Annotated in this window: 23 protein-coding genes; 10 read left to right on the forward strand and 13 right to left on the reverse strand. The window is 73.0% G+C overall.

The annotated features are described in order from the left end of the window. The first annotated feature begins 158 nt into the window (after nucleotides 1-158). The gene (locus tag ACGFZS_RS04965) at nucleotides 159-2,015 is read left to right on the forward strand and encodes an FUSC family protein (protein WP_393793898.1); all 1,857 of its coding nucleotides are present in this window, start codon (nucleotides 159-161) and stop codon (nucleotides 2,013-2,015) included. A gap of 1 nt (nucleotide 2,016) precedes the next feature. Here ACGFZS_RS04965 and ACGFZS_RS04970 read toward each other — a convergent pair whose 3' ends face one another. Continuing rightward, on the reverse strand, nucleotides 2,017-3,414 hold the full coding sequence (locus tag ACGFZS_RS04970; protein WP_393794122.1) for an SMI1/KNR4 family protein: 1,398 nt from the start codon (nucleotides 3,412-3,414) through the stop codon (nucleotides 2,017-2,019). Nucleotides 3,415-3,527: 113 nt separating this feature from the next. Then, entirely contained in the window at nucleotides 3,528-4,484 is a 957-nt protein-coding gene (locus ACGFZS_RS04975) for an endonuclease/exonuclease/phosphatase family protein (RefSeq protein ID WP_393794123.1), read from the reverse strand. A 122-nt stretch (nucleotides 4,485-4,606) separates the two neighbouring features. Here ACGFZS_RS04975 and ACGFZS_RS04980 point away from each other — a divergent pair, with 122 nt between their 5' ends. The 3 genes from ACGFZS_RS04980 (at nucleotide 4,607) to ACGFZS_RS04990 (ending at nucleotide 7,080) form a co-directional block, all read left to right on the forward strand. Beyond that, complete coding sequence (locus ACGFZS_RS04980) at nucleotides 4,607-5,995, forward strand: amidohydrolase (RefSeq protein ID WP_393793899.1); 1,389 nt, start codon at nucleotides 4,607-4,609, stop codon at nucleotides 5,993-5,995. A 113-nt stretch (nucleotides 5,996-6,108) separates the two neighbouring features. Further along, entirely contained in the window at nucleotides 6,109-6,753 is a 645-nt protein-coding gene (locus tag ACGFZS_RS04985; protein ID WP_393793900.1) for a DUF899 domain-containing protein, read from the forward strand. Between the two features lie 153 nt (nucleotides 6,754-6,906). Further along, entirely contained in the window at nucleotides 6,907-7,080 is a 174-nt protein-coding gene (locus ACGFZS_RS04990; RefSeq protein WP_355708130.1) for a hypothetical protein, read from the forward strand. Here the strand turns inward: ACGFZS_RS04990 and ACGFZS_RS04995 are convergent. From ACGFZS_RS04995 to ACGFZS_RS05005, 3 genes are all read right to left on the reverse strand, one after another. Beyond that, nucleotides 7,077-9,032, reverse strand: a complete 1,956-nt coding sequence (locus ACGFZS_RS04995) for an ABC transporter ATP-binding protein (RefSeq protein WP_393793901.1) — start codon at nucleotides 9,030-9,032, stop codon at nucleotides 7,077-7,079. The two genes, ACGFZS_RS04990 and ACGFZS_RS04995, sit on opposite strands and share 4 nt — an antisense overlap. Nucleotides 9,033-9,227: 195 nt before the next feature. Then, the gene (locus ACGFZS_RS05000; RefSeq protein ID WP_393793902.1) at nucleotides 9,228-9,671 is read right to left on the reverse strand and encodes a hypothetical protein; all 444 of its coding nucleotides are present in this window, start codon (nucleotides 9,669-9,671) and stop codon (nucleotides 9,228-9,230) included. Next, the gene (locus tag ACGFZS_RS05005; protein ID WP_355719050.1) at nucleotides 9,668-10,207 is read right to left on the reverse strand and encodes an ATP-binding protein; all 540 of its coding nucleotides are present in this window, start codon (nucleotides 10,205-10,207) and stop codon (nucleotides 9,668-9,670) included. The genes ACGFZS_RS05000 and ACGFZS_RS05005 overlap by 4 nt, the downstream gene beginning before the upstream one ends. A 488-nt stretch (nucleotides 10,208-10,695) precedes the next feature. On the opposite strand from ACGFZS_RS05005, the gene ACGFZS_RS05010 reads away from it, so the two are divergent. Together ACGFZS_RS05010 and ACGFZS_RS05015 are read left to right on the forward strand one after the other, a co-directional pair. After that, nucleotides 10,696-11,556 carry a helix-turn-helix domain-containing protein gene (locus ACGFZS_RS05010; RefSeq protein WP_393793903.1) on the forward strand — a complete coding sequence of 287 codons (861 nt, stop codon included), beginning with the start codon at nucleotides 10,696-10,698 and terminating at the stop codon, nucleotides 11,554-11,556. After that, nucleotides 11,557-11,832 carry a DUF397 domain-containing protein gene (locus ACGFZS_RS05015; protein WP_089100964.1) on the forward strand — a complete coding sequence of 92 codons (276 nt, stop codon included), beginning with the start codon at nucleotides 11,557-11,559 and terminating at the stop codon, nucleotides 11,830-11,832. Between the two features lie 917 nt (nucleotides 11,833-12,749). Here the strand turns inward: ACGFZS_RS05015 and ACGFZS_RS05020 are convergent. From ACGFZS_RS05020 to ACGFZS_RS05030, 3 genes are all read right to left on the reverse strand, one after another. Then, entirely contained in the window at nucleotides 12,750-14,237 is a 1,488-nt protein-coding gene (locus ACGFZS_RS05020) for a glutamate synthase subunit beta (protein WP_393793904.1), read from the reverse strand. 200 nt (nucleotides 14,238-14,437) lie between these two features. Next, nucleotides 14,438-14,917: a DUF1772 domain-containing protein gene (locus ACGFZS_RS05025; RefSeq protein ID WP_393794124.1), complete on the reverse strand. Its 480-nt coding sequence runs from the start codon at nucleotides 14,915-14,917 to the stop codon at nucleotides 14,438-14,440. 171 nt (nucleotides 14,918-15,088) lie between these two features. Continuing rightward, nucleotides 15,089-15,793 carry a DUF2293 domain-containing protein gene (locus ACGFZS_RS05030; RefSeq protein ID WP_393793905.1) on the reverse strand — a complete coding sequence of 235 codons (705 nt, stop codon included), beginning with the start codon at nucleotides 15,791-15,793 and terminating at the stop codon, nucleotides 15,089-15,091. Between the two features lie 215 nt (nucleotides 15,794-16,008). On the opposite strand from ACGFZS_RS05030, the gene ACGFZS_RS05035 reads away from it, so the two are divergent. Together ACGFZS_RS05035 and ACGFZS_RS05040 are read left to right on the forward strand one after the other, a co-directional pair. After that, on the forward strand, nucleotides 16,009-16,641 hold the full coding sequence (locus ACGFZS_RS05035; protein WP_393793906.1) for a uridine kinase: 633 nt from the start codon (nucleotides 16,009-16,011) through the stop codon (nucleotides 16,639-16,641). 102 nt (nucleotides 16,642-16,743) lie between these two features. After that, nucleotides 16,744-17,013, forward strand: a complete 270-nt coding sequence (locus ACGFZS_RS05040) for a pyridoxamine 5'-phosphate oxidase family protein (protein WP_393793907.1) — start codon at nucleotides 16,744-16,746, stop codon at nucleotides 17,011-17,013. On the opposite strand, the gene ACGFZS_RS05045 is transcribed toward ACGFZS_RS05040, so the two are convergent. Then, on the reverse strand, nucleotides 16,955-18,082 hold the full coding sequence (locus ACGFZS_RS05045) for a magnesium and cobalt transport protein CorA (protein ID WP_393793908.1): 1,128 nt from the start codon (nucleotides 18,080-18,082) through the stop codon (nucleotides 16,955-16,957). The genes ACGFZS_RS05040 and ACGFZS_RS05045 overlap by 59 nt on opposite strands. A gap of 180 nt (nucleotides 18,083-18,262) precedes the next feature. Here ACGFZS_RS05045 and ACGFZS_RS05050 point away from each other — a divergent pair, with 180 nt between their 5' ends. After that, nucleotides 18,263-19,057 carry a methyltransferase domain-containing protein gene (locus ACGFZS_RS05050; RefSeq protein WP_393793909.1) on the forward strand — a complete coding sequence of 265 codons (795 nt, stop codon included), beginning with the start codon at nucleotides 18,263-18,265 and terminating at the stop codon, nucleotides 19,055-19,057. 140 nt (nucleotides 19,058-19,197) lie between these two features. On the opposite strand, the gene ACGFZS_RS05055 is transcribed toward ACGFZS_RS05050, so the two are convergent. Next, nucleotides 19,198-20,088 (reverse strand): carbohydrate kinase family protein, encoded by an 891-nt coding sequence (locus tag ACGFZS_RS05055; RefSeq protein ID WP_393794125.1) that lies wholly within the window; start codon nucleotides 20,086-20,088, stop codon nucleotides 19,198-19,200. A 98-nt stretch (nucleotides 20,089-20,186) separates the two neighbouring features. Next, nucleotides 20,187-21,095, reverse strand: a complete 909-nt coding sequence (locus tag ACGFZS_RS05060) for a pseudouridine-5'-phosphate glycosidase (RefSeq protein WP_393793910.1) — start codon at nucleotides 21,093-21,095, stop codon at nucleotides 20,187-20,189. Between the two features lie 99 nt (nucleotides 21,096-21,194). Here ACGFZS_RS05060 and ACGFZS_RS05065 point away from each other — a divergent pair, with 99 nt between their 5' ends. Next, nucleotides 21,195-21,623: a VOC family protein gene (locus ACGFZS_RS05065; RefSeq protein WP_355718932.1), complete on the forward strand. Its 429-nt coding sequence runs from the start codon at nucleotides 21,195-21,197 to the stop codon at nucleotides 21,621-21,623. Nucleotides 21,624-21,648: 25 nt separating this feature from the next. On the opposite strand, the gene ACGFZS_RS05070 is transcribed toward ACGFZS_RS05065, so the two are convergent. Then, nucleotides 21,649-22,203: a methylated-DNA--[protein]-cysteine S-methyltransferase gene (locus ACGFZS_RS05070; protein ID WP_359222148.1), complete on the reverse strand. Its 555-nt coding sequence runs from the start codon at nucleotides 22,201-22,203 to the stop codon at nucleotides 21,649-21,651. Between the two features lie 50 nt (nucleotides 22,204-22,253). Next, entirely contained in the window at nucleotides 22,254-23,123 is an 870-nt protein-coding gene (locus tag ACGFZS_RS05075) for a glycerophosphodiester phosphodiesterase (RefSeq protein WP_393793911.1), read from the reverse strand. Between the last annotated feature and the right edge of the window lie 228 nt (nucleotides 23,124-23,351).

Here is a 23,351-nt window from a genome sequence, read left to right on the forward strand (position 1 = left end):
CGTTCATAAAGAACGCGGCCTTTCGGGGCACTTGTCACATCCGCGAAATGTGAACGGACCTTTCCGTACCGGAACGCGATCTACCGTGGACACCGAAGCCAACAGCCCGGCCACCGTCGCCCGAAGGCACACCCCGCCCTCGTCCGGACAGGAGCCCCGTGTCCCGTCGTATCGCCCTGCCGCCCTGGCTCGCCCACGCCCTGCGCGCCCAGCGCGGACCCGTGTCCTGGAGCGCGGTGACACGAGGGGCGCTGGCCGCCGGACCGCTGCTGCTCACCGCGGTCCTGGCGCGGCACACCTCCCTCGGGGTCGTCGCCGCCATCGCCGCCATGCTCGCCGGGATCAACGACCGGCCCGGCAGCAGGCGGTCCGCCGTGCGGCGGCTCGGGGTGCCCGCGGCGGCCGGCGCGGTCGGGCTGCTCGTCGGGACGTACGGCGGGGAGCACCTCACCGCCGTACCCCTCACCCTGCTGCTCACCGCGCTCGGCCTGGTCGCCGGCGGCATGAGCGCCGTCGGGCCCGTGGCGTCCGGCGCCGGGACGCAGCTGCTGGTCGCCGCCGCCATCGGCGCCGGGATGCCGGTCGCCGAGGCGGGCTGGCAGCGGGCCCTCGCGTTCCTGGCCGGGGCCGGATGGCTGGTGGTGCTGCGGCTCGCCCTGCCCACCCCGGGCGCCCTCGCCGGCGACTACCGCTTCGACGGGGAACGGGACGCCGTCGCCGCCGTGTACGACGCGGTCGCCGGCCTGCTGGACGCCGCCGGGACCGAGGCCGCCGGACAGCGGCGGGCCGCCCTGACCGCCGCCCTCGACCACGCCCAGGACGCCCTCACCGGGCCCCGGCTGCGGAGGTACGCCAGCTCCGCCGCCGAACGCCGGCTGCACACGCGGTACGCCGCCGCCCTGCCCCTCGCCGAGGCGGCCACCGCCCTGGCCTGGGCCGGGGACCCGGTCTCCGCGCGGGCGGCCGAGGGACCCCGGCGGCTCGCCGCCGCGGTCCGGGGCAACGACGGCACCGGGCCGCTGCCCGCACCGTCCCGGTCGGCGCCCGCGCTGCGCGCACTCGACGACGCGCTGCTGCGCGCCGCCGAGGCCTTCGACCGCGGCGGGGGCCGGGAGCACCGGCCGCCCGCCCGGCGGCGCAGCCCGAAGGAGGTGCTGCGGGCCGCGCTCGGCAGCGGCGGACGGGAGTACGGGCTGCGGGTCGCCCTCTGCTTCGGCGCCAGCGCCGGCATCGCGCAGGCCCTGCACCACGCCCGCTGGTACGGCGAGCACCAGCACTGGTACTGGCTGCCCGCCACCGCCGTCTTCCTCGTCAAGCCCGACCTCGGACCACTCGCCTCCCGGGTGCTGTGCCGGGCCGCGGGCACGGTGCTCGGCGCCCTCGTCTTCGCGGGCTTCGCGGCCGTACTGCCCCGGCCCGAGGGGCTCATCGCGCTGGTGGCCGTCTGCGGGGCGGTCATCCCGGTGTCCACCCGGCACTTCGGCGCCCAGACCGCCGTGGTCACCGTCCTGGTGCTGGCCCTGGTCATGGTCGGCGGCGAACCGCAGGCCTCCGTAAGCCGGATCGGCGAGACCCTGCTGGCCTGCGCGATCGTCCTGCTCGTCGGGCACCTGCCGATGGCGGGGAGGCGGGGCGGCGGAGTACGGGCCCGGCTCGCCGCCGCCGGGCGGGCCGCGCACCTCTATCTCGACCACGTGCTGAGCGAGTCCGGCGACCGGGGCGAACGCTGGGCCCTGCGCCGGGAGGCCTACCGCACCCTCGCCGAGGCCCGCACCGCCATCGCCCTCGCCGCCGCCGAACTCCCCGCCCTCGCCCGGCACACCGAGGGCACGGACGCGGTGGCCGCCGTACTCGAACGGCTCGTGGACACGACCACCGCATGTGCCGTCCACCTCGACGAGACCGGACGGCTCACCGCCCGGCACACCCGGCAACTCGAAGCCCTCGCCGTCGAACTGGAGCAAGACGGGCAGCGGCTCGGGCTCGCGGTGCCACGGATGCCGGTCGCCGCGTAGCTCACCGCCCCAGCTCGCCCTCCAGCACGGTGACCGGGAGGGGCGGGCGGTTCCACAGGCCGAGGATCTCGTTGGCCAGCGCCACGACCGGCAGCGGCGGCCGGCTGTCGTGCACCGCGACGGCGGCCGCCGCCAGACCGCGCGGCACCGCCGAGGCGTCGAGCAGCACGCGCCAGTCCGCCGGGCCCAGTTCCAGGAACTCGAGACCGGTCAGCTTCGCGATCTCCAGCGGGTCGGCGAGCGTGTCCGGGCAGGCGCTGAGCGTGCGCAGCCGGGGCAGCCCGGTGACCGGGGCGAGCCCGAACCGCCGGCCCTCCTCCACCACACCGATGCTCAGCACCTCCAGATCGGGGTGCGCGGCCTCCTCGACGCCGGCGGCACTCCGGTGGTTGACGTACGCCACGGCCGGCGGCAGGTGGCCGGCCGCGCCGCTCCGCCGGACGTCCTCCGGCAGGTTCACCACCAGGTCGGTGAGGGAGTCGGCGAGCAGATCGGCCCCGGTGTGGTACTCGTGGGCGATCATGATGATCTGGCCGAGGTGGCCGCACGGGCCCGGCGTGAGGTCCACCGCGATCCGGTCACCGCCGCCGTTGTCGCCGAAGACGATCCAGCCCGGTGAGCCGACCAGGCCCTGCACGGCGGCGTCGGGCGGGGTGACGACCGCGTCCTTCGCCGCGAACCGCCAGTCGGTCGGCCGGGTCGCCGCCTCGGCGAGATACAGCTCGTCCAGTGGGAACAGCTCGCAGCCGGCCGCCGCGTAGCTGTCCTCCGGGTCGTCCCAGTCCTCCCAGTGCGCCCGCGTCACCCGGTACAGCGCCCTGAGCTCCTCGGGCAGCGGGACACCGAGCCGTGCCTCGGCCCCGGCGAGCTCCGCCTCGGTCGCGCCGACGGCGTCGGGGAGCCGTTCGCGCAGCGTCCGCTCCAGCAGGGCGGGGTCCGCGGCGGGGTGCGGCCGGGCGTCCGGCACCGGGTCGGGCAGTCGCCGCCACGGCTCCGGCACGGCGTCCTCGACCAGGACGAGCGCGCCCGGGTGCGGACCCCCGAGGCCCGGTGTCACGGCGGGGCTCCGGCCGATGAGATGGAGCACGGTCCGCCCGTCCGGCCCGATCTCCGCGACGAAGGCCATGTCGTCGGTACCGGCCTCGGCGAGCGCCGCCTGTACGCGCGCCACCGCGTCGTGCTCCTCCTGAACGTCCTCCACCTGAGCCGCCCGGCCCGGCCGGGGACCGGGCCGCCGCAGCCGCAGGCTCCAGCTGAACCGGGCGATGCGTCCGGACACCTGGACGACCGGTGCGGTGGGTCGCTCCTCCGGGGCGTCCCGCAGCAGCCGCAGCACCGGTGCCCAGGTGGCGAAGTCGTACAGCGCGGACTGCGGGGGCTGCGCGGGCTGTGCGGGCAAGGCGGGCTGTGCGGGCTGTGCGGGCAAGGCGGGCTCCAGCGGTTCGCGGTCGTCGGCGAGTTGATTGTCGCGGAGCGGGTGGCCGGGGGCGGTGGCGGCCTCCGTCGGGCTTCTCAGTCCGTGAAGCGGGCCCACACCGGGGCGTGGTCCGAGGCCGTGGCCCCGCGTCGTGTTGCCGGGTCCGTGCCCACCGACGGCAGCTTCGGTGGCGCGGTGGTGCCGGGCAGGCCGGTGCCCGCCTCTGCCAGGCGGTGGACGAGGTGGTGGCTGAGGAGGAGGTGGTCGATGAGTTCACGGCGGCCGGAGTCGACGCGGGAGTAACGCCGGTCGGCCGGGATGCGCGGGGCGATGTCCCACAGCCGTACGGCGTCGCCCTTGTCGTCGTGGTCGTAGCCGGTGGTGCCGAGTTCGGAGCCGGGCGGGCCGAGGAGGATCTGGGTGGTGGCCGCCTGCACCTCGTCGTTGAGGTCGCCGAGGACCGCCACGTCCTTGGCCGTGCCCTGTCCGGCGAGCAGCCGGTCGGCCAGCGCCCGCAGGGCCGTCGCCTCGGCGGCCCGCCGGTACAGGGCGTACGCCCCGTAGCGTGCCCGTTCGCCCTCGTCGTGCGGGTAGAAGCGGCCGCCGGGGTAGCTGAGCAGCTTGGACTTGAGGTGGGCCACCGCCGCCGTGAGCGGCCCGCCCGGGGTCACGAGCGTCACCGCCAGGAAGCCGCGGCCGGCCTCGACGGTGGTCTCTCCGGCGTCGTCGGTCTGCACCGGGCGCAGCCGGGCCGGCAGGGCCGCCGTGTCGGACACCGTCGTCAGCTCGGCGCGGGCCAGGAAGCCGACCCGGATGCCCCGGCCGTCGGGATGCCCGGAGAGCGCGAACCGCCAGTTCGCGCCGAGCAGTTCGGTCAGGTCCGCCAGGGCGTCGGGGTCGCCGACCTCCTGGACGCCGAGCAGGGTCGGGTCGAGTCCGGTGATCACGGTCGCGAGGGCGGCGAGCTTCGCCTCGTACGCGGACTTGTCCTTGGGGCCGTAGGGGCTGCCGGGTCGGTAGAGGTTTTCGAGGTTCCAGGTGCCGAGGAGCATGCCCGGCTCCTTCCAGGAGGTGGTGCGGCCAGCGTGCTCGCCCCGGGCGCCGGGCGACAGGGCCGGGGCCGGATGCGCGGTTCGGCTCACGCGGGCCGAGGACCCTGCCCTACGTTGGGGCGATGAGCTCCGCTCCCGCCGGCCGTGGCTCCGCTCCCGCCGACCTCGTCATCACGGGCTGTACCGTGCTCACCCACGACGACCAGGAGAACATCGGTTTCCTGGAGGACGCCTCGATCGTCGTACGGGACGGGAGGATCGAGGCCGTCGAGGTCCGGACAGACGCAGACGCAGACGCCGTCGCCGACGCCGACGCCGTCGAGCGGATCGACGGGCGGGGGCAGGTCGCGATGCCCGGGCTGATCAACTGCCATACGCACGCGCCCATGGTCGCGCTGCGCGGCCTCGCCGAGGACCTGCCGACCGAGGCGTGGTTCAACGACGTCGTCTGGCCGGTCGAGTCCAACCTCACCGAGAGGGATGTGGAGTTGGGGGCGCGGCTCGCCTGCGCCGAGCTGATCCGGGGTGGCGTGACCTGTTTCGCCGACCACTACTTCCACATGGACACGGTCGCCGCCGTCGTCGCCGAGTGCGGACTGCGGGCCCATCTGGGGGAGGCCTACTTCTCCTCGCAGGGGCCCGAAGGCCGCGAGCGGTCACTGGAGTTCGCGCTACGGCACCGGGGCGGCGCGGACGGCCGTATCACCACCGCCCTCGCCCCGCACGCCCCCTACACCGTCACCGACGCGGACCTCGCCGCCACCGCCGAACTGGCCCGCGCCCACGGCCTGCCCGTGCATCTGCACGCCGCCGAGAACCGCGACCAGACCGACACCAGCCTCGCCCGGCACGGCGCCACCCCCATCGAGATCCTGGACCGCGCCGGGCTGCTCGACACCGACCTGCTCATCGCCCACGGCACCGGCATCCTCGACCGCGACCTGCCCCTGCTGGCGCGGACCGGCGGCCGTACCGCCGTGGCGACCGCGCCCCGCGGCTACCTCAAGTTCGGCTGGCCCACCACCACTCCGGTACGGGCCCTGCGCGCGGCCGGCGTCCCGGTCGGCCTCGCCACCGACGGCGCCGCCTCCAACAACTCCCTCGACGTCTGGGAGTCGATGGCGCTCACCGCGCTCGTCCAGAAGTCCACCGAGGGCGACCCGCGTTGGCTGACCGCCCGGCAGGCCCTGCACCACGCCACGCTCCAGAGCGCGCGGGCCGTCGGCCTCGGCGCGAGCGTCGGCAGCCTCGCCCCGGGCCGCCGCGCCGACATCGTCCTCGTCGACCTCACCGGGCCGCACACCCAGCCCGTCCACGACCTCGCCGCCACCCTCGTGCACAGCGCCCGCTCCGCCGACGTCCGCACCACGATCGTCGACGGCCGCGTCCTGATGCGCGACCGCGAGCTGCTCACTCTCGATGTGCCCGCCGTCGTACGGGAGCTGGGGGAGCGCCTGCCGGGCCTCGTCGACCGGGGGCACGGACGGCGCATCCAGCAGTACGACACCTGACGGGGAGGGAAGAGGCGGGAGAGGAAGACGCGGAAAAAAACTTCGGCCGCGCCGATGAGTTCTGTTTCCCGCGGCGGTCACCACCCGGAACCGACCGTCGGACAGGAGGGCCCATGTCGCTTCCGGAGATCGTCTCGCGTGAGCGGTGGCATGCCGCGCGCGCGGAGTTACTGCTCAAGGAGGAGGCGCTCACGCGTGCGCGGAACGCGCTGGGTGCCGAGCGGCGCCGGCTGCCCATGGTCGAGGTGGACGCCGAGTACGTCTTCGAGGGCGGGGACGGCAAGGCGAACCTGCGGGATCTCTTCGACGGGCGGGCCCAACTGATCGTCTACCACTTCATGTTCGCGCCGGAGTGGGAGAGCGGCTGCCCCAACTGCTCCGCGTTCCTGGACCAGATCGGCCACCTATCCCATCTGCGGGCACGCGGCACCTCGTTCGCGGCGGTCTCCCGGGCGCCGTTCACCAGGATCCTGCCGTTCAAGGCGCGGATGGGCTGGACCCTGCCCTGGTACTCGTCGTACCACAGCGACTTCAACCGCGACTTCGAGGCGACCCTGGTGGTGGACGACGAACCGGTCGAACGGCCGGGCATCAGCTGCTTCCTGCGGGAGCACGACCGGGTCTTCCACACCTACTCCGCCTACGACCGCGGCCTCGACGGACTCGGTTCGACCACCTCCCTGCTCGACCTGACGGCACTGGGCCGGGTGCCCGAGGGCAGCGACCGGGTCCGCTATCACGACGAGTACGAGGACTGACGCGGACGGTCACGGACGTGGCCGAAAGTCAACGGATCCTCACCCTCCGCGCCGGTGGCGTGTCGGCTATGTCTCAGTACCGTCACCGGGCGAGCCATCCGTGTTCTCCAGAGCGTTAACTCCTACAAGTACGACGCTTTCTGGAGGTGCAGGATGGTGAACGGGCGAACCGTGCTCGAACGCTTTTCCGCAGGCGGACCGCGAGGATCATGGCCGGCGGAGGAGTTCGCGCACGCGCGGCGACTCGAGGGCCTGCCCGCGGAGGTCGTGATGGACCTGACCACGGACACGTTCCTGGTGATCGTGCGCGACGGGGCCGAGAGCTAGCCCACCTGCCCGGCGGCCTTCCGGGCGGGCACCTTGGCCGTGAACTGGCCGGCCTGGAGCGCGTACAGCTCGGCGTAGACGCCGCCGGCGGCCAGGAGTTCGTCGGGGGTTCCCGACTCCACGACCCGGCCCTGGTCGAGGACGTGCACCAGATCGGCGTGGCGGACCGACGCCAGGCGGTGGGTGATCAGTACGACGGACTGGCCGCTGCCCGCGAGGGCGCGGATCTTCTCGAAGACCTCCAGCTCGGCCCGGGCGTCCAGGGCGGCCGTCGGCTCGTCCACGATGAGGATGTGCCCGCGCCGGTAGGCGGCCCGCGCGATGCCGAGCCGCTGCCACTGACCGCCGGACAGCTCGTGCCCGCCGCTGAAGTTGCGGGCCAGCAGGGTGTCCAGACCGCGCGGCAGATCCTCGACCACTTCCTGGGCGCCCGCCTCCGCTACCGACTTCTCCAGCCGCTCCTCGGTGAGCGGCGCCGACGAGCGGCCGACGGCCACGTTGACCTTGGCGGTGAACGGCCAGCGCTTGAAGTCCTGGGCCACCATCGCGATGCGCTCGGCGAGCCGGTGCCGGTCGGCCTTCGCCGCGTCGACGCCGTCCCACCGGATGTGGCCCCGGTCCGGCTGGTACAGCCCGGCCAGCAGCTTGACCAGAGTGGTCTTGCCGGAGCCGTTCTCGCCGACCAGGGCGACGATCCGGCCGAGCGGGAGGGTGAGGCTCACGTCGTCGAGGGCGGGGCGGGTGCTGTCACCCGGATAGGTGAACGTGACGTTCTCGAACCGGATCTCCCGGGGGTCGTCCGGGAGCGGGTCGCCGCCCAGCGGGATCTCCCGCTCGGCGGCCTCGACGTACAGCCGCTCCAGATCACCCACGAACAGCGCCTCCTCGTGCAACGAGTTGATCTCCAGCACGAGGGTGTTCAGGCTCGACGAACCGGTGCGGATCGCGATCACCGCCGTACCGGCCACCGAGAGGGCCATCGCCCCGCTCAGCAGCAGCGCGCCGAGCGTCGCGTACGTGGCGACCGTCGCGAGGCCGGTCCAGGCCGCCGCGATCAGGCCGGTGCGGGCGGCGAGCCGGGCCAGCCGGGCCTGCTCCTCCTCCGCCGTCTCCGCCATCGACCGGAAGTGCCGCAGCAGGAACGGGCCGACCCCGTGCACCCGGATCTCGGGCGCCGCCTCCGGCTCGGTGAGCAGGTTGCCGATCAGCCGCCCCGCGCGGGCGTGCTGCACCCAGATGTGGAACGACTCGTAGTGGCGCCGGGCGTTGGTCAGCGCGCCCCACGCGCTCGGGATCGTCATCGTGATCAGCAGCGGGAGCAGGGCCGGGTGCAGCACGGTCAGCACACCGGCCGCCGCGGCCAGCGAGATCAGCGCGTTCACCACGCGGGTGCCGTAGCTGATCATGCGCCGGGCGGAGGAGGCGCCGTACTGCGCGGTGTCCAGCAGTTTGTGGAAGGCGTGGTCCTCGATCGCGGACAGCTCGACGGCCGCCGCCCGCTCCAGGTACTGCTCGGTCGCCACCCGCTCGACCTTGGGTTCCAGGCGGCCCGTGGCATACGTCGACGCGGCCCGCAGCAGGGCCGCCACGAACATCACGGCGGCCATGATCACCAGGGCGGGGGCGGCGCTGCGCAGCCGCTCCTCGATGGTGCCGGTGCCGATCAGCCGGCCCAGCACGCTGTTCACCGCCAGCAGGCTCACGGCCTGGGCCACCCCGACGCCCACCTGGGCGGCCAGTACGGTCCGCGCGGCCCGGGCGTCCGCCTGCCGGGCCAGCCGCAGACTCGACGCGAGCATGCCGGGCAGGCGGGTCATCATGGCGCGGAAGTCGAGCTCCAGGAAGGCGTTCCGGTGCTGGTTCCACCCCATGTCGTAGCGGAGCGGCCCCCCGAACAGCAGCCGTTCCGACTCCGACACCTCGGGCGCCGCCGCATCCCGCCTCTTCGTCACCGCGTTCCTCCCCGGGGCCGTCGACGAACGGCCACTATCGCGGGGTACGACGGTCCCCGGGCAGGGCGCGTGACGGGGCTCGCGGGGCGCGGGGGAGTGCGCCGGGGGTGCGGGCCGGGAGGGGGCCGCGGAGGGGACGAGGCGGCTCTGTCCGCCGGGCGTCCGCCCGGCGATCAGGCGACGATCACACGGTGATCAGGCGGACAGCGGACGGCTCCACTCCGGCGTCGTCCCCGTCACCCGGCACAGGGCGAGGTAGAGCGGTATCGGCGGGGTGTACGGCACCGTCCCGTCGGGGCGGTGGATCAGGCGGGCGGTGCCGGGGAGCGGGGCGCCCGGGCTGTAGTGGGCCGGCGCGGGCCAGGGCAGGGCGTAGTCGGAGTCCGACGGGACGATCCACCACCAGTGCGTGCCATCGGCGTACACGCATCCCACCCGCGGCAGCCGGGGCACGACCAGCGGTCCCAGACGCGCCGGTACGGCGACGGCGTCGCAGCCCAGTGGTGCCGTCATGCCCTCGGGCAGCGCCAGCCCGCGGGCGGCCGTGCCACCCTCGCCCGCCACGGACCGGTGTCCGCGCTTGAGCCGGACCAGTGTTTCGAGCCCCAGCGACCGGCCGGGGCCGCGGACGCCGTTCATGCCTGCCTCCGCCGGGGCACCTGGCGCAGCGCCGCCTCCGACTGCCCCTCCTCCCCGGAACCGGGAGAGGGACGGTGTACCGGGCGGTGCGCGGGCCCGTGCGGCGGCCCTGGTTCGGGGCGAGCGCCCCAGCCCAGGTCGTTGCGGGGTTCCGCGGTGTCCCGGGCGGCATCGGTCTGGCGCGGCAGCTCCGCCCAGACCAGCAGCCCCGGCCCGTGCTCCTGAGCCCCCCAGGCCTGGCACAGCGCGTCGACGAGGAGCAATCCCCTCCCGTGCTCCTCCTCCGGCCGCTGCGGGGACGGGTGGGGCTCGTCGGGCGTACAGCCCTCGTCGTGCACGGCGATGCGCACCGTGTCGTCGTGGTCGTGCAGCTCGCACACGACGCGACTGCTCGCGGTGTGCACGATCGCGTTGGTGACCAGCTCGGATATGACGAGCACGGCGGTGTCACAGGTGTCCGCGCAGACCGACCAGCCGGTCAGCCGGGCACGCACCAGGCGTCTCGCCTGGGCGGGGGAGCCCGGATGAGCGGCCAGCTCGAACCGGAACCGGCGCTCGGCAGTGCCCTCACCTGGGGCAACTCCCGTGGCAGCACCGAGACCGAGACGGTCTGCGGCGGCGTCTGTTCCTAAGGGCGCGGACGGAATCACGCTTGCCACTATCGCCCCGCCGTGAACACTTGGCAAGTGTCACTCTGAAAAATGCAGAGTGCTGTGTGACGCGGTGAAGGGCCGTGGCACACTGCTCGCAACAGCATGTCGAGCGGCGCCAGTTGGGATCAGTGAGGATCCGGCGGGCCGATCCGACCAAAGTGACCGAAGTGGCCGAACCGTCCTATGAACGGTCGTTCCGGGCACACTCGGTTGCCTTGGCCGGCCCGGTCGTTCCGTCAGATCTTCGAATGAGTCTTCGAATGGCGCCGCTGGGCTGTCAGCATGCCGGGTGACACCTGTATGTGCGGACGGCCGTGACACCGGCGAGCCCAAGTGGTGGCGCGGCCGGGGAACTTTCGTGGAGGTGGAGCGTGAGCGAGCCGCGGTCCGCGCCGACGGTGGGCCAGGTGGTCCTCGGTCGGCGCCTCCTTGACCTGCGGGAACGCGCCGGCCTCAAGCGCGAGGAGGCCGCCCGGGTGCTCCGCGTGGCACCCGCCACCGTCCGCCGTATGGAGATGGCCGAGGTCGCCCTCAAGATCCCCTACCTCCAACTGCTGCTGAAGGCCTACGGGGTGACCGACGAGGAGGCCGACCTCTTCGTCCGGCTCGCCGAGGAGGCCAACAGGCCCGGCTGGTGGCAGCGGTTCCACGACATCCTGCCGAGCTGGTTCTCCATGTACGTCAGCCTGGAGGGCGCGGCGGCCCTGATCCGCTCCTACGAGCCGCACTTCGTGCCCGGGCTGCTGCAGACCGAGGACTACGCGCGCGGGGTGCTGAGGTCGGGCGCCATCGGCCAGACCGAGCCGGAGGAGATCGAGCGCCATGTCGACCTGCGCATGGAACGCCAGCAACTGCTCACCCGTACCGATGCCCCCCGGTTCTGGGTGGTGATGGACGAGACCGCCCTGCGCCGCCCTGTCGGGGGTCCGGAGGTGATGCGCGCGCAGATCGACCGGCTGCTAGAGGTCACGAAGCTGCCCAATGTGACGATCCAGGTCGCCCCGTTCTCCAGCGGGCCGCACCCGGGGACGTACGGGCCCTTCGTGCTGTTCCGATTCGCCATGCCCGAACTGCCGGACATGGTCTACAGCGAGTACCTGACCGGCGCCGTCTACCTGGACGCGCGCACCGAGGTGGCGACCCACCTCGAGGTCATGGACCGCATGGCGGCGCAGGCCGCTACGGCACAACGCACGAAGGAGATCCTCCGGGATCTCCGCAAGGAGCTGTGAATGGATCGCATCAAACCCCAGTCCGGGCCGCGCAACCGCACCGAGCGGATCTACAACGGCATGCCCGCCAGGGAACTGGGCAGCGAGGGCTGGCACAAGCCGTGGAGCGGCGGCAACGGGGGCAACTGCCTGGAGGCCATGAAGCTGGCCGACGGCCGGATAGCCGTCCGTCAGTCGACCGACCCAGACGGGCCGGCGCTGATCTACACCACGGACGAGATGACCGCCTTCATCGAGGGCGCCAAGGCGGGGGAGGCCGACTTCTTGCTCTCCTGAACCTGCTTTTTCCCCTTTTCTTTCCTCTTATTCAACTTCTTGATAATGGTGCTGAATTGATCATCGACCGAGTCCGAAGCTTAGGGAGTGCCCCGTGATCGACACCGGCCGGCCGCACCCGGCGCGGACGTACGACTGACCCCCGGGCGCCGGTGATGGCGCGGGCCAACCGCGCCATCACGCACCGCGTCACCCGAAAGACGGCCGGGGTCACCCCGGCACAGCCCTCCCCGCGAGAAGTTCGCCCGCTTCTACGACGGCCTCGACCGCGTCGATCCGGGGGTACCGGTGATCCACCACCGGCTCCACCGGAACCGGGCGAACCCGTGCCCGGGCAGGCGACGGCGTGATCCCGGAGTGCGGGGCGGTGGCGCGCAAGCCGTAAGAGCCGGCGCCGGGGCCGGGGCCGGGGGCAGAGCCAGGACCACATGCGCCGGGGCGCGTTCACCAAGCGGCTGACCGCGACCACCGAGAACGGGGCTGGGCCGCATCCGGCCGGGGCCGAGGCTCAGGCCGTAGCAGATCTGCCCGATAGACGGCGGTCCGACCGCGAGACTGCGCCGGACCGCCGTGCCCGGCGACTACTGCCCGGTCTGCACGCCATTTCCGCCGAGCCCGCCGCGCGAGCCGGGCCAGCCGCACCGACTCGCCGCGGGTGAGCGGCGCGTCGGCGTCCACCGGCTCGGTCCGCAGCAGCCCGTCCCCGCCCGCTCAACCAGTGACTGGTCCCGGCCTGTTCACCGCCGACCAGACGATCCGGCCCGCCGCGCACCGCGCTGACGACCTCGTCCCCCCCCGGGCAGTACACCCGGCCCCCTCCCCAGGGCCGAGACCGCCCCCTACACCCCCGCGGCCCGGCACCCGCCCCCACTACGCCCTACTGCAAGCCCTACTACTACGCCCCGCTGCACGGCCTCCTACACGGTCATCGGCCGGTCGTGCGGCGCTATCGGCGACGGCAGCTGCGAACTGCCCGTCAGATAGCGGTCGACGGCCGTTGCCACCGCCCGCCCCTCCGCGATCGCCCACACGATCAGCGACTGTCCGCGTGCGGCGTCCCCGGCCGCGAACACCCCGGGCACGTTGGTCGCGAAGCCGGGGTCCCTGCTGATCGTCCCGCGCGGCTCCATCGCGACCCCCAGCTGGTCGATGAGCCCGTCCTCCCGGTCGGGCCCGGAGAAGCCGAGCGCCAGCAGCACCATGTCGGCGGGGAGTGTCCGCCCGGTCCCCGGCATCGGCTGCCGTGCCGCGTCCACCGCCACCAGGTGCAGCGACCGCACATGCCCGCTGCCGTCGCCCTCGAAGCGAAGCGTCGACGCCGCGAACAACCGGGCGTCCGCGTCCGCCGCGGGCGCCGTCTCCAGGTCCCGCGCCTCCTCGTGCGCCGCGGACAGCCGGTAGAGCTTCGGATACGTCGGCCACGGCTCGAGGTCCTCGTCCCGCTCCTCTCCCGGCTGCGCGTAGATGTCCAGCTGGGTCACCGACGCGGCCCGCTCCCGCAGCGCCGTCCCCAGACAGTCCGCCCCCGTGTCACCCCCGCCCACGATCACCACGTGCTTGCCCGCCGCCGACATCGGCGACTGGGCCAGATCCCCCTCGCACACCCGGTTGGCCAGCGGCAGATACTCCATTGCCTGGTGTATCCCTTCCAACTCCCGACCCGTCACCGGAAGTTCCCGCCACGCCGTCGCCCCGGTCGCGATCACCACCGCGTCGTACCGTGCCCGCAGCTCCGCCGCCCGGACGTCCCGCCCGACCACCACCGACGTACGGAACTTCGTCCCCTCGGCCCGCATCTGCCGCAGCCGCCGCTCCAGATGCGCCTTCTCCATCTTGAACTCGGGGATGCCGTACCGCATCAGCCCGCCGAGCCGGTCGTCCCGCTCGTACACGGCGACCGTGTGACCGGCCCGGGTCAGCTGCTGGGCCGCCGCGAGCCCGGTCGGCCCCGAACCGATCACCGCCACGGTCCGCCCGGACAGCCGCTCCGGCGGCATCGGCGGAGCGAACCCCTCCGCCCAGGCCCGGTCGGCGATGGCACACTCCACGTTCTTGATCGTGACGGCCGGCTGGTTGATCGCGAGCACACACCCCGCCTCGCACGGCGCCGGACACAACCGTCCGGTGAACTCGGGGAAGTTGTTCGTCGCGTGCAGCCGGTCGCTCGCCGCCCGCCAGTCCTCGCGGGAGACCAGGTCGTTCCACTCGGGGATCAGGTTGCCCAGCGGACACGCGTCATGGCAGAACGGCACCCCGCAGTCCATGCAGCGGTCGGCCTGCTTGCTGATGATGGGCAGCAGCGCCCCGGGGACGTACACCTCGTCCCAGTCCCGCACCCGCTCCTCGACCGGCCGCCGCGGCCACTCCTGGCGTGGCGTGGTCATGAAACCCTTGGGATCGGCCATGGTCGTCTTCCTCGCGTGCGATTACCACAGGCCGTGCGCCATCGGGCGGCACTCTTTCGGCCACGATACGTCGCCTCGGTGACGCCCGCAGAGTGGCTGACCGCCCTTTCCGCCGGGGCTTCCTCAGCCGGAAGCCAGTCACGGGCCAGCCGGCGGCCAGTGGCCGGCCAGCAGGGAGCCAGTTTTCTCCCACGTCTCCCTCAGGACAGCGCGAGTACATACACGACGGCCGTCACGGCCGACACGAGGGTGCGCACGTGGTTCCACTGGGTCCACTCCCGCACATACACCGGCCAGTAGGTCGCGGCCTCCGCCGTGCCCGGCTCCAGCCTGGCCAGCGCCTCGTTCCTGGGCACGTTCGCCACCAGAGTGAGCCCGAACGAGCCGAACAGATACAGCACGCTGCCCAGCAGCAGCTCCGCCTTCCCCTCGTCCGGCCACACCACGAACGTCACCACCGCGATCATCGCGCACACCACCGCCGACCCGGCGAACACCAGCATGAACGCCGGCGTCAGGGCGGCCCGGTTGATCGCGTTCATCGCGGCGACCCCCTGCGCCGCCGGCAACGAGGCCAGACCGCGCATCACAAAGGTCGAGAACCCGCAGAAGACCCCCGCCACCAGCCCGGTCCCCACCACTCCCACCAGCACCAGTACGTAATACGGCCCGTCGATCACGACCACCACACCCACTCTCGCCCTGGACACCTCCGCCACTGAAGTCAATGCCCATCCGCGCCCCCATCCCATGGCTGTGAAGCGCGTCCACATACGCATCCGTCCAAAAACACCCCCCACGCCATCGATGCCTCGGTCACATCGCCCGGCGGCGCCCGGCGCCATCCGGCGTCACCCGGTCAAGCGGACCGCCGCCCCGGCCTCCCACTCCCGCAGCACCGCCTCCACCGTCCCCGCGATCCGCCGCCGCGCCTCGTACCGTGGCACCCCGCTCATCAGCAGCTGGTCGTACGGCGTGTCCACATGCCGTACCCCCGCCACCACCGCCGAGATCACCGCCCCCTCCGTCAGCGCCCGCCCGGCCGCGGTCCGCCCCACCCGCCCGCTGCCCCGCACCGACGCATGGGCCGCTATCGCCCGGGCCCGCTCCGCCGGACACCCCGGAAACAGCCGCAGGATCTCCGCCGCGAACGCCTCCGTGAACCGCACGTCCGCGTCCGCCCGCCGCTTCGCGTCCCGCGCCCTGCGCCGCCGCCGCGCCTCGGCGTCCGCCAGACACCGCGCCTCGGCCCGGGCCAGCGCGGCCTCCTCGACCAGCACGCCCTGCCGCTCGTACCGGGCCTTGCGCCGGTTGAACCGCACCACCACCGCCGACAGCGCGCTCTCCTCCCGCGACCGCCTGGTCAGCGCCGTGTCCCCACGCGGCAGGAACACCAGATGCGCGAGATCGGCGCACTCCAGACACCGTGGCGCCCCGTCCTCCAGCACCAGCAACGACAACGGCCCCCGCCGGCAGGCCGCACACCGCTTGTCGCGCCGAACGGGCTGCACAACCAGAAGTCCACCGTGGTGACGGGGAGTTGCTAGACGCGTCATACGTGGTTCTTTCCCCTTTCCCCGCACTGATCCCACGCCGTCCCCACCTCCTCGCGGAAGGCGACCACCGACACCGACACCGACTCCGAGACCGACACCGGCTCCGAGGCCTACGCCGAGACCGAGGCCGAGCGTCGCGTACGGTGCCGCACCGGCCCGCCCGGCACCGGAATCACCCGGACGTGTCCGCGCGGTCGACCCGGCATCATGATCCCGTGCGACTCGAAGCGATCACCTGGGACCGGCTCGCCGAGCGTCTCGCCGAGCGGCTGGCCGAACTGAAGCCCGCCGACGGGGGCGCCTGGCCACGCGTCGCCTTCGACGGCGCCCCGGCCGCCCGGCCCGGGGACCTCGCGGAGCGCGTCGCGGAGGCGCTGCGCGTACGGGGCCGGCCCTCGCTCGTCGTGGGCACCGAGGGCTTCCTGCGCCCCGCCTCGCTGCGCCTGGAGCACGGCCGCCGGGACGCGGAGTCGTACTACGGCGGCTGGTTCGACACCAACGCCCTGTGGCGCGAGGTCTTCGGCCCCCTCGACCCCGGCGGGACCGGCCGTGTCCTGCCCGACCTGTGGGACCCGGCCACCGACCGCGCCACCCGCAGCCCCTATGTCCAACTACCGCCCGGTGGACTGCTGTTGCTGCACGGACCGCTTCTGCTGCGGCACTGGTTTCCGTTCGACCTGACCGTCCACCTCCTGCTGACTCCCGGTGCCCTGCGCCGCCGTACCTCCGAGAGCGACCACTGGACCCTGCCCGCCTTCGAGCGCTACGCGGCCGAGACCGACCCCGCCGGCACGGCCGATGTCCTGGTCCGCGCCGACGACCCGCGGCATCCGGCGTGGAGCGGCTGAGCGTCCGTGACCGGTCGGTGGGACCGTCTTCGGGCCTTCTTCGACGGCAAGAACTTCGTCAGCGTCGCCACCCTCGGCCCCGACGGCTCTCCGTAGAACTCGGTGGTCTGGTTCCGGCGCGAGGGCGACACCGTGCTGTTCTCCTCCACCGACGGCCGTCAGAAGGTGCGCAACCTCCGCCGTGACCCCCGGGTCAGCCTCACGGTCTTCGACCTGGCCAACCCCTACCACTCGGCCGAGATCCTCCCGGACGACTCCAGGCGGCTCCCGTACGAGCTCGCCCACAAGTACCTCGGCAGATCCGACGCCGGGCTCAGAGCCAGCCGTTGCGCCGGAAACCCCGGTACAGCGTCAGGCACGCCACGGATATGACGCCGATGACCAGCGGATAGCCGAACCGCCAGTGCAGTTCCGGCATGTGATCGAAGTTCATGCCGTAGACCCCGCACACCATCGTCGGCACGGCGATCACCGCGGCCCAGGCCGTGATCTTCCGCATGTCCTCGTTCTGCGCGACCGTCACCTGGGCCAGATGCGCCTGGAGGATGGAGTTGAGCAGTTCGTCGAAGGCCGCGATCTGCTCCTTGGCCCGCATCAGATGGTCGAGCACGTCCCGGAAGTACGTCTGTATCTCCGGGGGGATCACCCGTATCGGACGGGCGGTCAGCTCCTCCATCGGCCTGCCGAGCGGGACCACCGCCCGCTTCAGCTCCAGGAGTTCCCGCTTCATCTGGTAGATCCGCCCCGGGTCGGCCCGCGCGCCGTTCTCCGCGAACACGTCCGCCTCGACCTGGTCGATGTCGGCCTGCACCGAGTCCGTGACGTTCAGATAGTCGTCCACCACATGGTCCGCGATCGCGTGCAGCACCGCCGCCGGTCCCTTGGCGAGCTGGCTCGGCGCGGCCTCCAACTCCTCGCGCAGCGGCCCCAGCGAGCCGTGCCGGCCGTGCCGTACCGTGATCACGAACTCCTCGCCGACGAACACCATGATCTCGCCGGTGTTCACCACCTCGCTGGTCGCCGTCAGCTTCTCGTGCTCGACGTAGCAGACCGTCTTGAACACCGCGAACAGCGTCTCGCCGTACCGCTCCACCTTCGGGCGCTGATGGGCCTCCACCGCGTCCTCCACGGCCAGCGGATGCAGGTCGAACAACTCGGCGATGCCCGCGAACTCGCTGTCCGTGGGCTCGTGCAGCCCCAGCCAGACGAACCCCTCGCCCTTCTTGCGCACCCGCTCCACGGCGGAGAACAGATCGGCGCACTCCGGCACCCGCACCCCGTCCTCGTAGGTCACGCAGTTGACCACCGAGGAGCCCAGCGGGGACCGCGCGTGATGGTTCAGGTCGACGCGGGGCCGCCGCCGGGCCAGCCGCGCCACCTTGCGCAGGCCGCCGGCCCTGCCCAGCCCCGTGACCTTCCGCAGATTCCCTGCCATCGTCATCCGGATCTCCTTGCGTGCATCCCCTCGCGCAACGCTTCCGCGCCCTGCCGGGCCAGTCTGCCAGCCCGGTGTGAGACGCGGGTAAGCCTGTGGGAGCGAGGGATTCCGGTTGGTTCCGCCCTGTGGACAACCGGAGCGTCGGCCGTCCCGGACAAGCAGGGCAACTGGGATCATCGCTTCATGACACAAGCCGACGGTTACCTCCTCGACAACCGGCAGAGCGAGGCCGGACAGCGCTTCGACGCCTTCGCCACCCTGTTCGACCCCACCACCTTCCGGCACCTGGAGGCGCTCGGTCTCGGCCCGGGCGGGCGCTGCTGGGAGGTCGGCGCGGGCGGCACCTCGGTGGTGTCCTGGCTGGCCGAGAAGGTGGGGCCGGCCGGACAGGTCGTCGCCACCGACATCGACACCTCGCTGCTCGCCGCGGTCGCCCACGCACCCGTCGAGGTCCGTACCCACGACGTCGGCGCCGAGGAACCGCCGGGGGAGGACTTCGACCTGGTGCACGCGCGCCTCGTGCTGGTCCATGTACCGGACCGGGAGCGGGCGTTGCGCTCCATGGTCAAGGCCCTGCGCCCGGGCGGACGGCTGCTGATCGAGGACGCCGACCCCGCCCTCCAGCCGCTCACCTGCCCGTACGAGTACGGTCCCGAGCAGCAGCTCGCCAACCGCCTGCGGCAGGGCTTCCGCAAGCTCCTCGCTGAACGTGGCGCGGACCTGTCGTACGGCCGCAAGCTTCCGCGGCTGCTCCGCGAGGCCGGGCTGCGGAACGTGGCGGCCGACGCCTACTTCCCCGTCGCCTCGCCCGCCTGCACCGCCCTGGAGTCGGCCACGGTCCGGCAGATCCGCGACCGGCTCGTCACGGCCGGCCTGGCCACCGACGCGGACATCGACCAGCACCTGGCCAACGTGGCGGCAGGCAGCATGGACCTGGCCACGGCCCCGATGATCTCGGCATGGGGACACAAGGCGTAGCCCTGCCGGGTCCGACACAGCCTTGCCTGGTCTGACGTGGGCCCGCCGGGCGGACGTGGACTCGCGCCGGGCGGACGTGGACTCGCGCCGGGCGGACGTTGGCCCGCCACCGTTCCGCCACGTCCGGCCACGGCGTCCTGTCAGGCGCGCGCGGGCGGTCTTGCGCCCACCTGTTCCACCGCTCGTGCGCCTGCTCGGCAGCCCCGCGCAGCCGCCTCCTCGGGAGTCGCGCCGGCGACCGACGCGGCGAGGAACGCTCCGGTGAAGGCGTCACCCGCTCCCGTGGTGTCCCGTGGCGTCGCCGGCACGGCGGGGATCCGGGCGAGGACCTCGCCCGCCCTGGCGATCAGCGCACCGTCCGCCCCCGCCTTGGCCACCACCAGCGGCACCTGGAGGCTCAGCTTGGCCGCCGCGTCCGCCGGGTCGGGCAGCCCCGTCAGCAGACAGGCCTCGTCCCGGCTCGGCAGCAGGACGTCCACGCCCTCGACGAGCGCCAGGAAGCGGTCCACGCCCAGCGCCGCCAGGAACCCGGCCGACGCCGGATCCAGGCTCACCGGAACGCCCCGCGCGCGGGCCGCCGCCACCGCGACCGCCGCCAGCGCGCGGCTCGGCCCGGAGAACAGCAGATAGCCGGAGAGATGCAGCCGGGCCACTCCGTCGAGCAGCGCGTCCGACCAGTCGGCGGGTTCCAGCCGCAGGGCCGCCCCGCTGTCCGTGAGGAAGGTGCGTTCGGCCGCGGCGCCGCCGTCGACCAGGCAGATCACCGTCCCCGTCGGGGCCTCGGGATCCACCACGAGCCGTGGCCGCACCCCGGCGGCGGTCAGCTCCCGCTCGTGCCACTGGGCCGCGTCCGCGCCGACCCGCCCCAGCAGCCGGACGTCCGCGCAGCCCGTGCCGGCGGCCCAGCAGGCCACGTTGGCGCCCGCCCCGCCGGGCAGGGTCCGGATGACGGCGGCGGTGTCGGTACCGGCCGCGAGCGGCTCCCGATGCCGCGCGACGACGTCGGTGACGACGTCACCGACGACCAGCAACGCCCCGCCCGGGCCCGACGCCCCCTCCTCGCCCGACGACGCCCCCGTTTCGCCCGAGGGCGCCGCCTTCCCGCCCGGCGCCGCCGCGCGGCCCGCCGTCACCCCCTCGCCCACGCCGACGCGATCCGCGCCGCGAGCCGGACGTTGCCCCGCACGGCCGCCAGATTGGCCTCCAGCGAGGCGCCGTCCGTGTGCCGCACCAGATAGGAGAGCAGGAACGGGGTGACCGCCTGACCGGTGATCCCTTCCGCGTCGCACGCCTGCAGCGCGTCGGCGAGCACGCGCGCGTGCAGCTCGGGATCGAGCTGCTCCGCCTCCGGGACGGGGTTGGCGACGATCAGTGCCGTGTCCGCCGCGTCGAGCGTGTCCTGCGCCCGCATGACGTCCGCGACCTGCTCGGGGGTCTCCAGCGTCCAGTCGACCGGATGCCCCGAGTCGGACAGATAGAAGCCGGGGAAACGGTCCGTGCCGAATCCGGCCACGGCCACACCCAGGGTCTCCAGGCGCTGAAGGGTCGCCGGCACGTCCAGGATCGACTTCACGCCCGCGCACACCACCGTGATCCGTGTGCGGGCCAGCAGACCCAGGTCGGCGGACTCGTCCTGGACCACCGTCCACTCGCGGTGCACCCCGCCGAGACCGCCCGTCGCGAACACCCGGATGCCGGCCAGCGCGGCCAGCTGTGCCGTCGCCGACACGGTGGTGGCCCCGCTCGCCCCCGCCGCCACGGCGAGCGGCAGGTCGCGGTGGCCCAGCTTGCGGATCCCGTCCTCGTTGGCGACCCGCTCCAACTGGTCCTTGTCCAGGCCGACATGGGGCCGGCCGTCCAGCACCGCGATGGTCGCGGGCACGGCGCCCTCCCGTCGTACCGCGTCCTCCAGCTCCACCGCCACCTGGAGGTTGCGCGGGCGCGGCAGCCCGTGCGCGATGATCGTGGACTCCAGGGCGACCACCGCGCGACCCGCGTCGAACGCTTCCCGTACCTCTTCCGACACCACCAGCACCACGCGCCCGCCTCCTGTCTGTCGGTCTTCCCTCATCTCTGGCGGGTGGCAGACCCGCCCAAACGCTTGCGGCCTGTGGGGGACACCACCAGCCTGGGCCGCATGACGAATCCCACGGTACGTCTGGACCATGTCGTCCTCTGGGTCACCGACCCGGTCGCGGCCGCCGGCTTCTACGGGCGGATGCTCGGCCTGGAGCCGCTGCGGGTCGCCGAGTTCGTGGCCGGAGAGGTGCCCTTCCCCTCCGTACGGGTCGACGAGGGCACCATCATCGACCTGGCACCGCACACCCTCGCCGAGCGCATGCCCGCGCTTCCCGGCGCCACGGGCAGCGCGGGCCACCCCGTGAACCACATCTGTCTGGCCCTGCCGCCCGACGCCTTCGACGCCCTGCGCGCCCGCCTCGCCGAGCACACGGTCCCCATGACCGACATCGGCCACGACTCCTTCGGCGCCCGCGGGAAGGCGCCGCGCAACTTCTACTTCCGGGACCCCGACGGCAACATCGTCGAGGCCCGGCACTACGGCTGACCGCCGCTCCCGCCGCCGGGGCGGCTCAGAACAGCGGCTCGGGCAGGACCCCCTCCAGGGCGAGCAGCTTCCGCTTGGTCTCCAGACCGCCCCCGAACCCGCCGAGGCCGCCGTCGCTCTCCACCACCCGGTGACAGGGCACGACGACCGGCAGCGGATTGGCGCCCATCGCCGCGCCGACCGCCTGCGCCCCGCCGGGCTGCCCGACCCGCCCGGCCAGATCGCCGTACCCGACCACCGCGCCGTACGGAACACCGGCGGCCAGTTCACGCAGGACCTGGCGGTTGAAGCCGGAGATCAGCGACCAGTCCAGCGGCAGGTCGAAGTCCTGCCGCTCACCCGCGAAATACGCCCGCAGCTGGCGTATCGCCTCGGCCAGGACCGGGGCCGCGGGATCCTCGACGGGCTCGGTGCCCAGCCGGGCCCCCAGTCGCTCCAGAGCCCGCTCCCGCACCGCGTCGGTGGCGTGGAACACCACGTTGACCAGGCCGTCGCGGGTCGCCGCCAGCAGCAGCGGGCCGATGTCGGTGCCGATGACGGCCCACACCACCCGCTGCTCGTACTGCCCTTCGCTGTCCATGCGCCCCACCGTACGGCCCGCCACTGACAACGCCCGCCGTCCGGCCGGGCTCAGCTCGCGCGCAGCGCGGCCCGCACCACGTCCGGCTTGTTGGTGATGATCCCGTCCACGCCGTAACCCACGGCCTTCCACGTGGTGAGCGCGTCGTTCACCGTCCAGGTGAAGACGCGCAGCGGCCTGCCGTGCGGACCGTCGAACGAATGAACGGTATTCACATAGTCGGCGGAGATCGAGTCCACCGAGGGATTGATCAGATCGGTGAAGCCCGCGTACCGGCGCAGGGACGACACGGACGGTGTGCCGAGATAGCCGGTCGTCACGGCCGGCTGGAGATCGTGCGCGATGCGCAGGCTGTCCGCGCTGAAGCTCTGCACGATGATCCGGTCGAGGTGTCCCCGGTCCAGCCAGTGCTCGTCACCCAGCTGCTTGAGGATCTGCCGCTCGATCCCCGGGTACAGCTCCGGGTTCTTGATCTCCAGGAGCAGTTTCTCGTGGTTGTGCTCGACCCGGCGCATGTACTGCGCCAGCGTCGGCACGCGCGTGCCCGCGTACGAGGGGGAGAACCAGCTGCCCGCGTCCAGCCGGGCGATCTCGGCGGCGGTGAAGTCCTTCACCTTCCAAGGGGCCCGGCCGGGGAAGACCTGTGCGGCGTCGGTGGTGCGCCGGAGGCTGTCGTCATGGATCACCACCAGCCGGCCGTCCTTGGTGCGCTGGACGTCGTTCTCGACCCAGGTGAAGCCGAGCGCGGCCGCCTTGTCGATGGCGGCCAGCGTGTTCTCGGGCGCGTAGGCGGAGGCCCCCCGATGAGCGAGCACGGTGGGCTCGGCGGCATCGCCGGCCCGGGCGGTGGGGACCGGGCTCAGCAGGGCCGCCGTGCCCAGGAGCGCGGTGGTCACGGCGGCAACGGCGCGCGCGTGCATGCGTCGTCCTCACGTCGAGCGAATACGGACAGCACCAGAGTGACAGCAGGGAGTCAACAGCGGCCGGGTACGGGATGGCCACAGATTGAATGGAGTTGCCCAAGTCCACTCACTGGTGCCGCACAACTGGGGCAAGGCCGTGTTTCTTTGCCGGAAAATCGTTCGACCATTCCGGTGCGGGTCATACTCTCTGCGTCAACCCTGACCGCTCGGGCGGTCCTGGGACGG

The organism is Streptomyces sp. NPDC048288, from assembly GCF_043201555.1.
GTDB lineage: Bacteria > Actinomycetota > Actinomycetes > Streptomycetales > Streptomycetaceae > Streptomyces.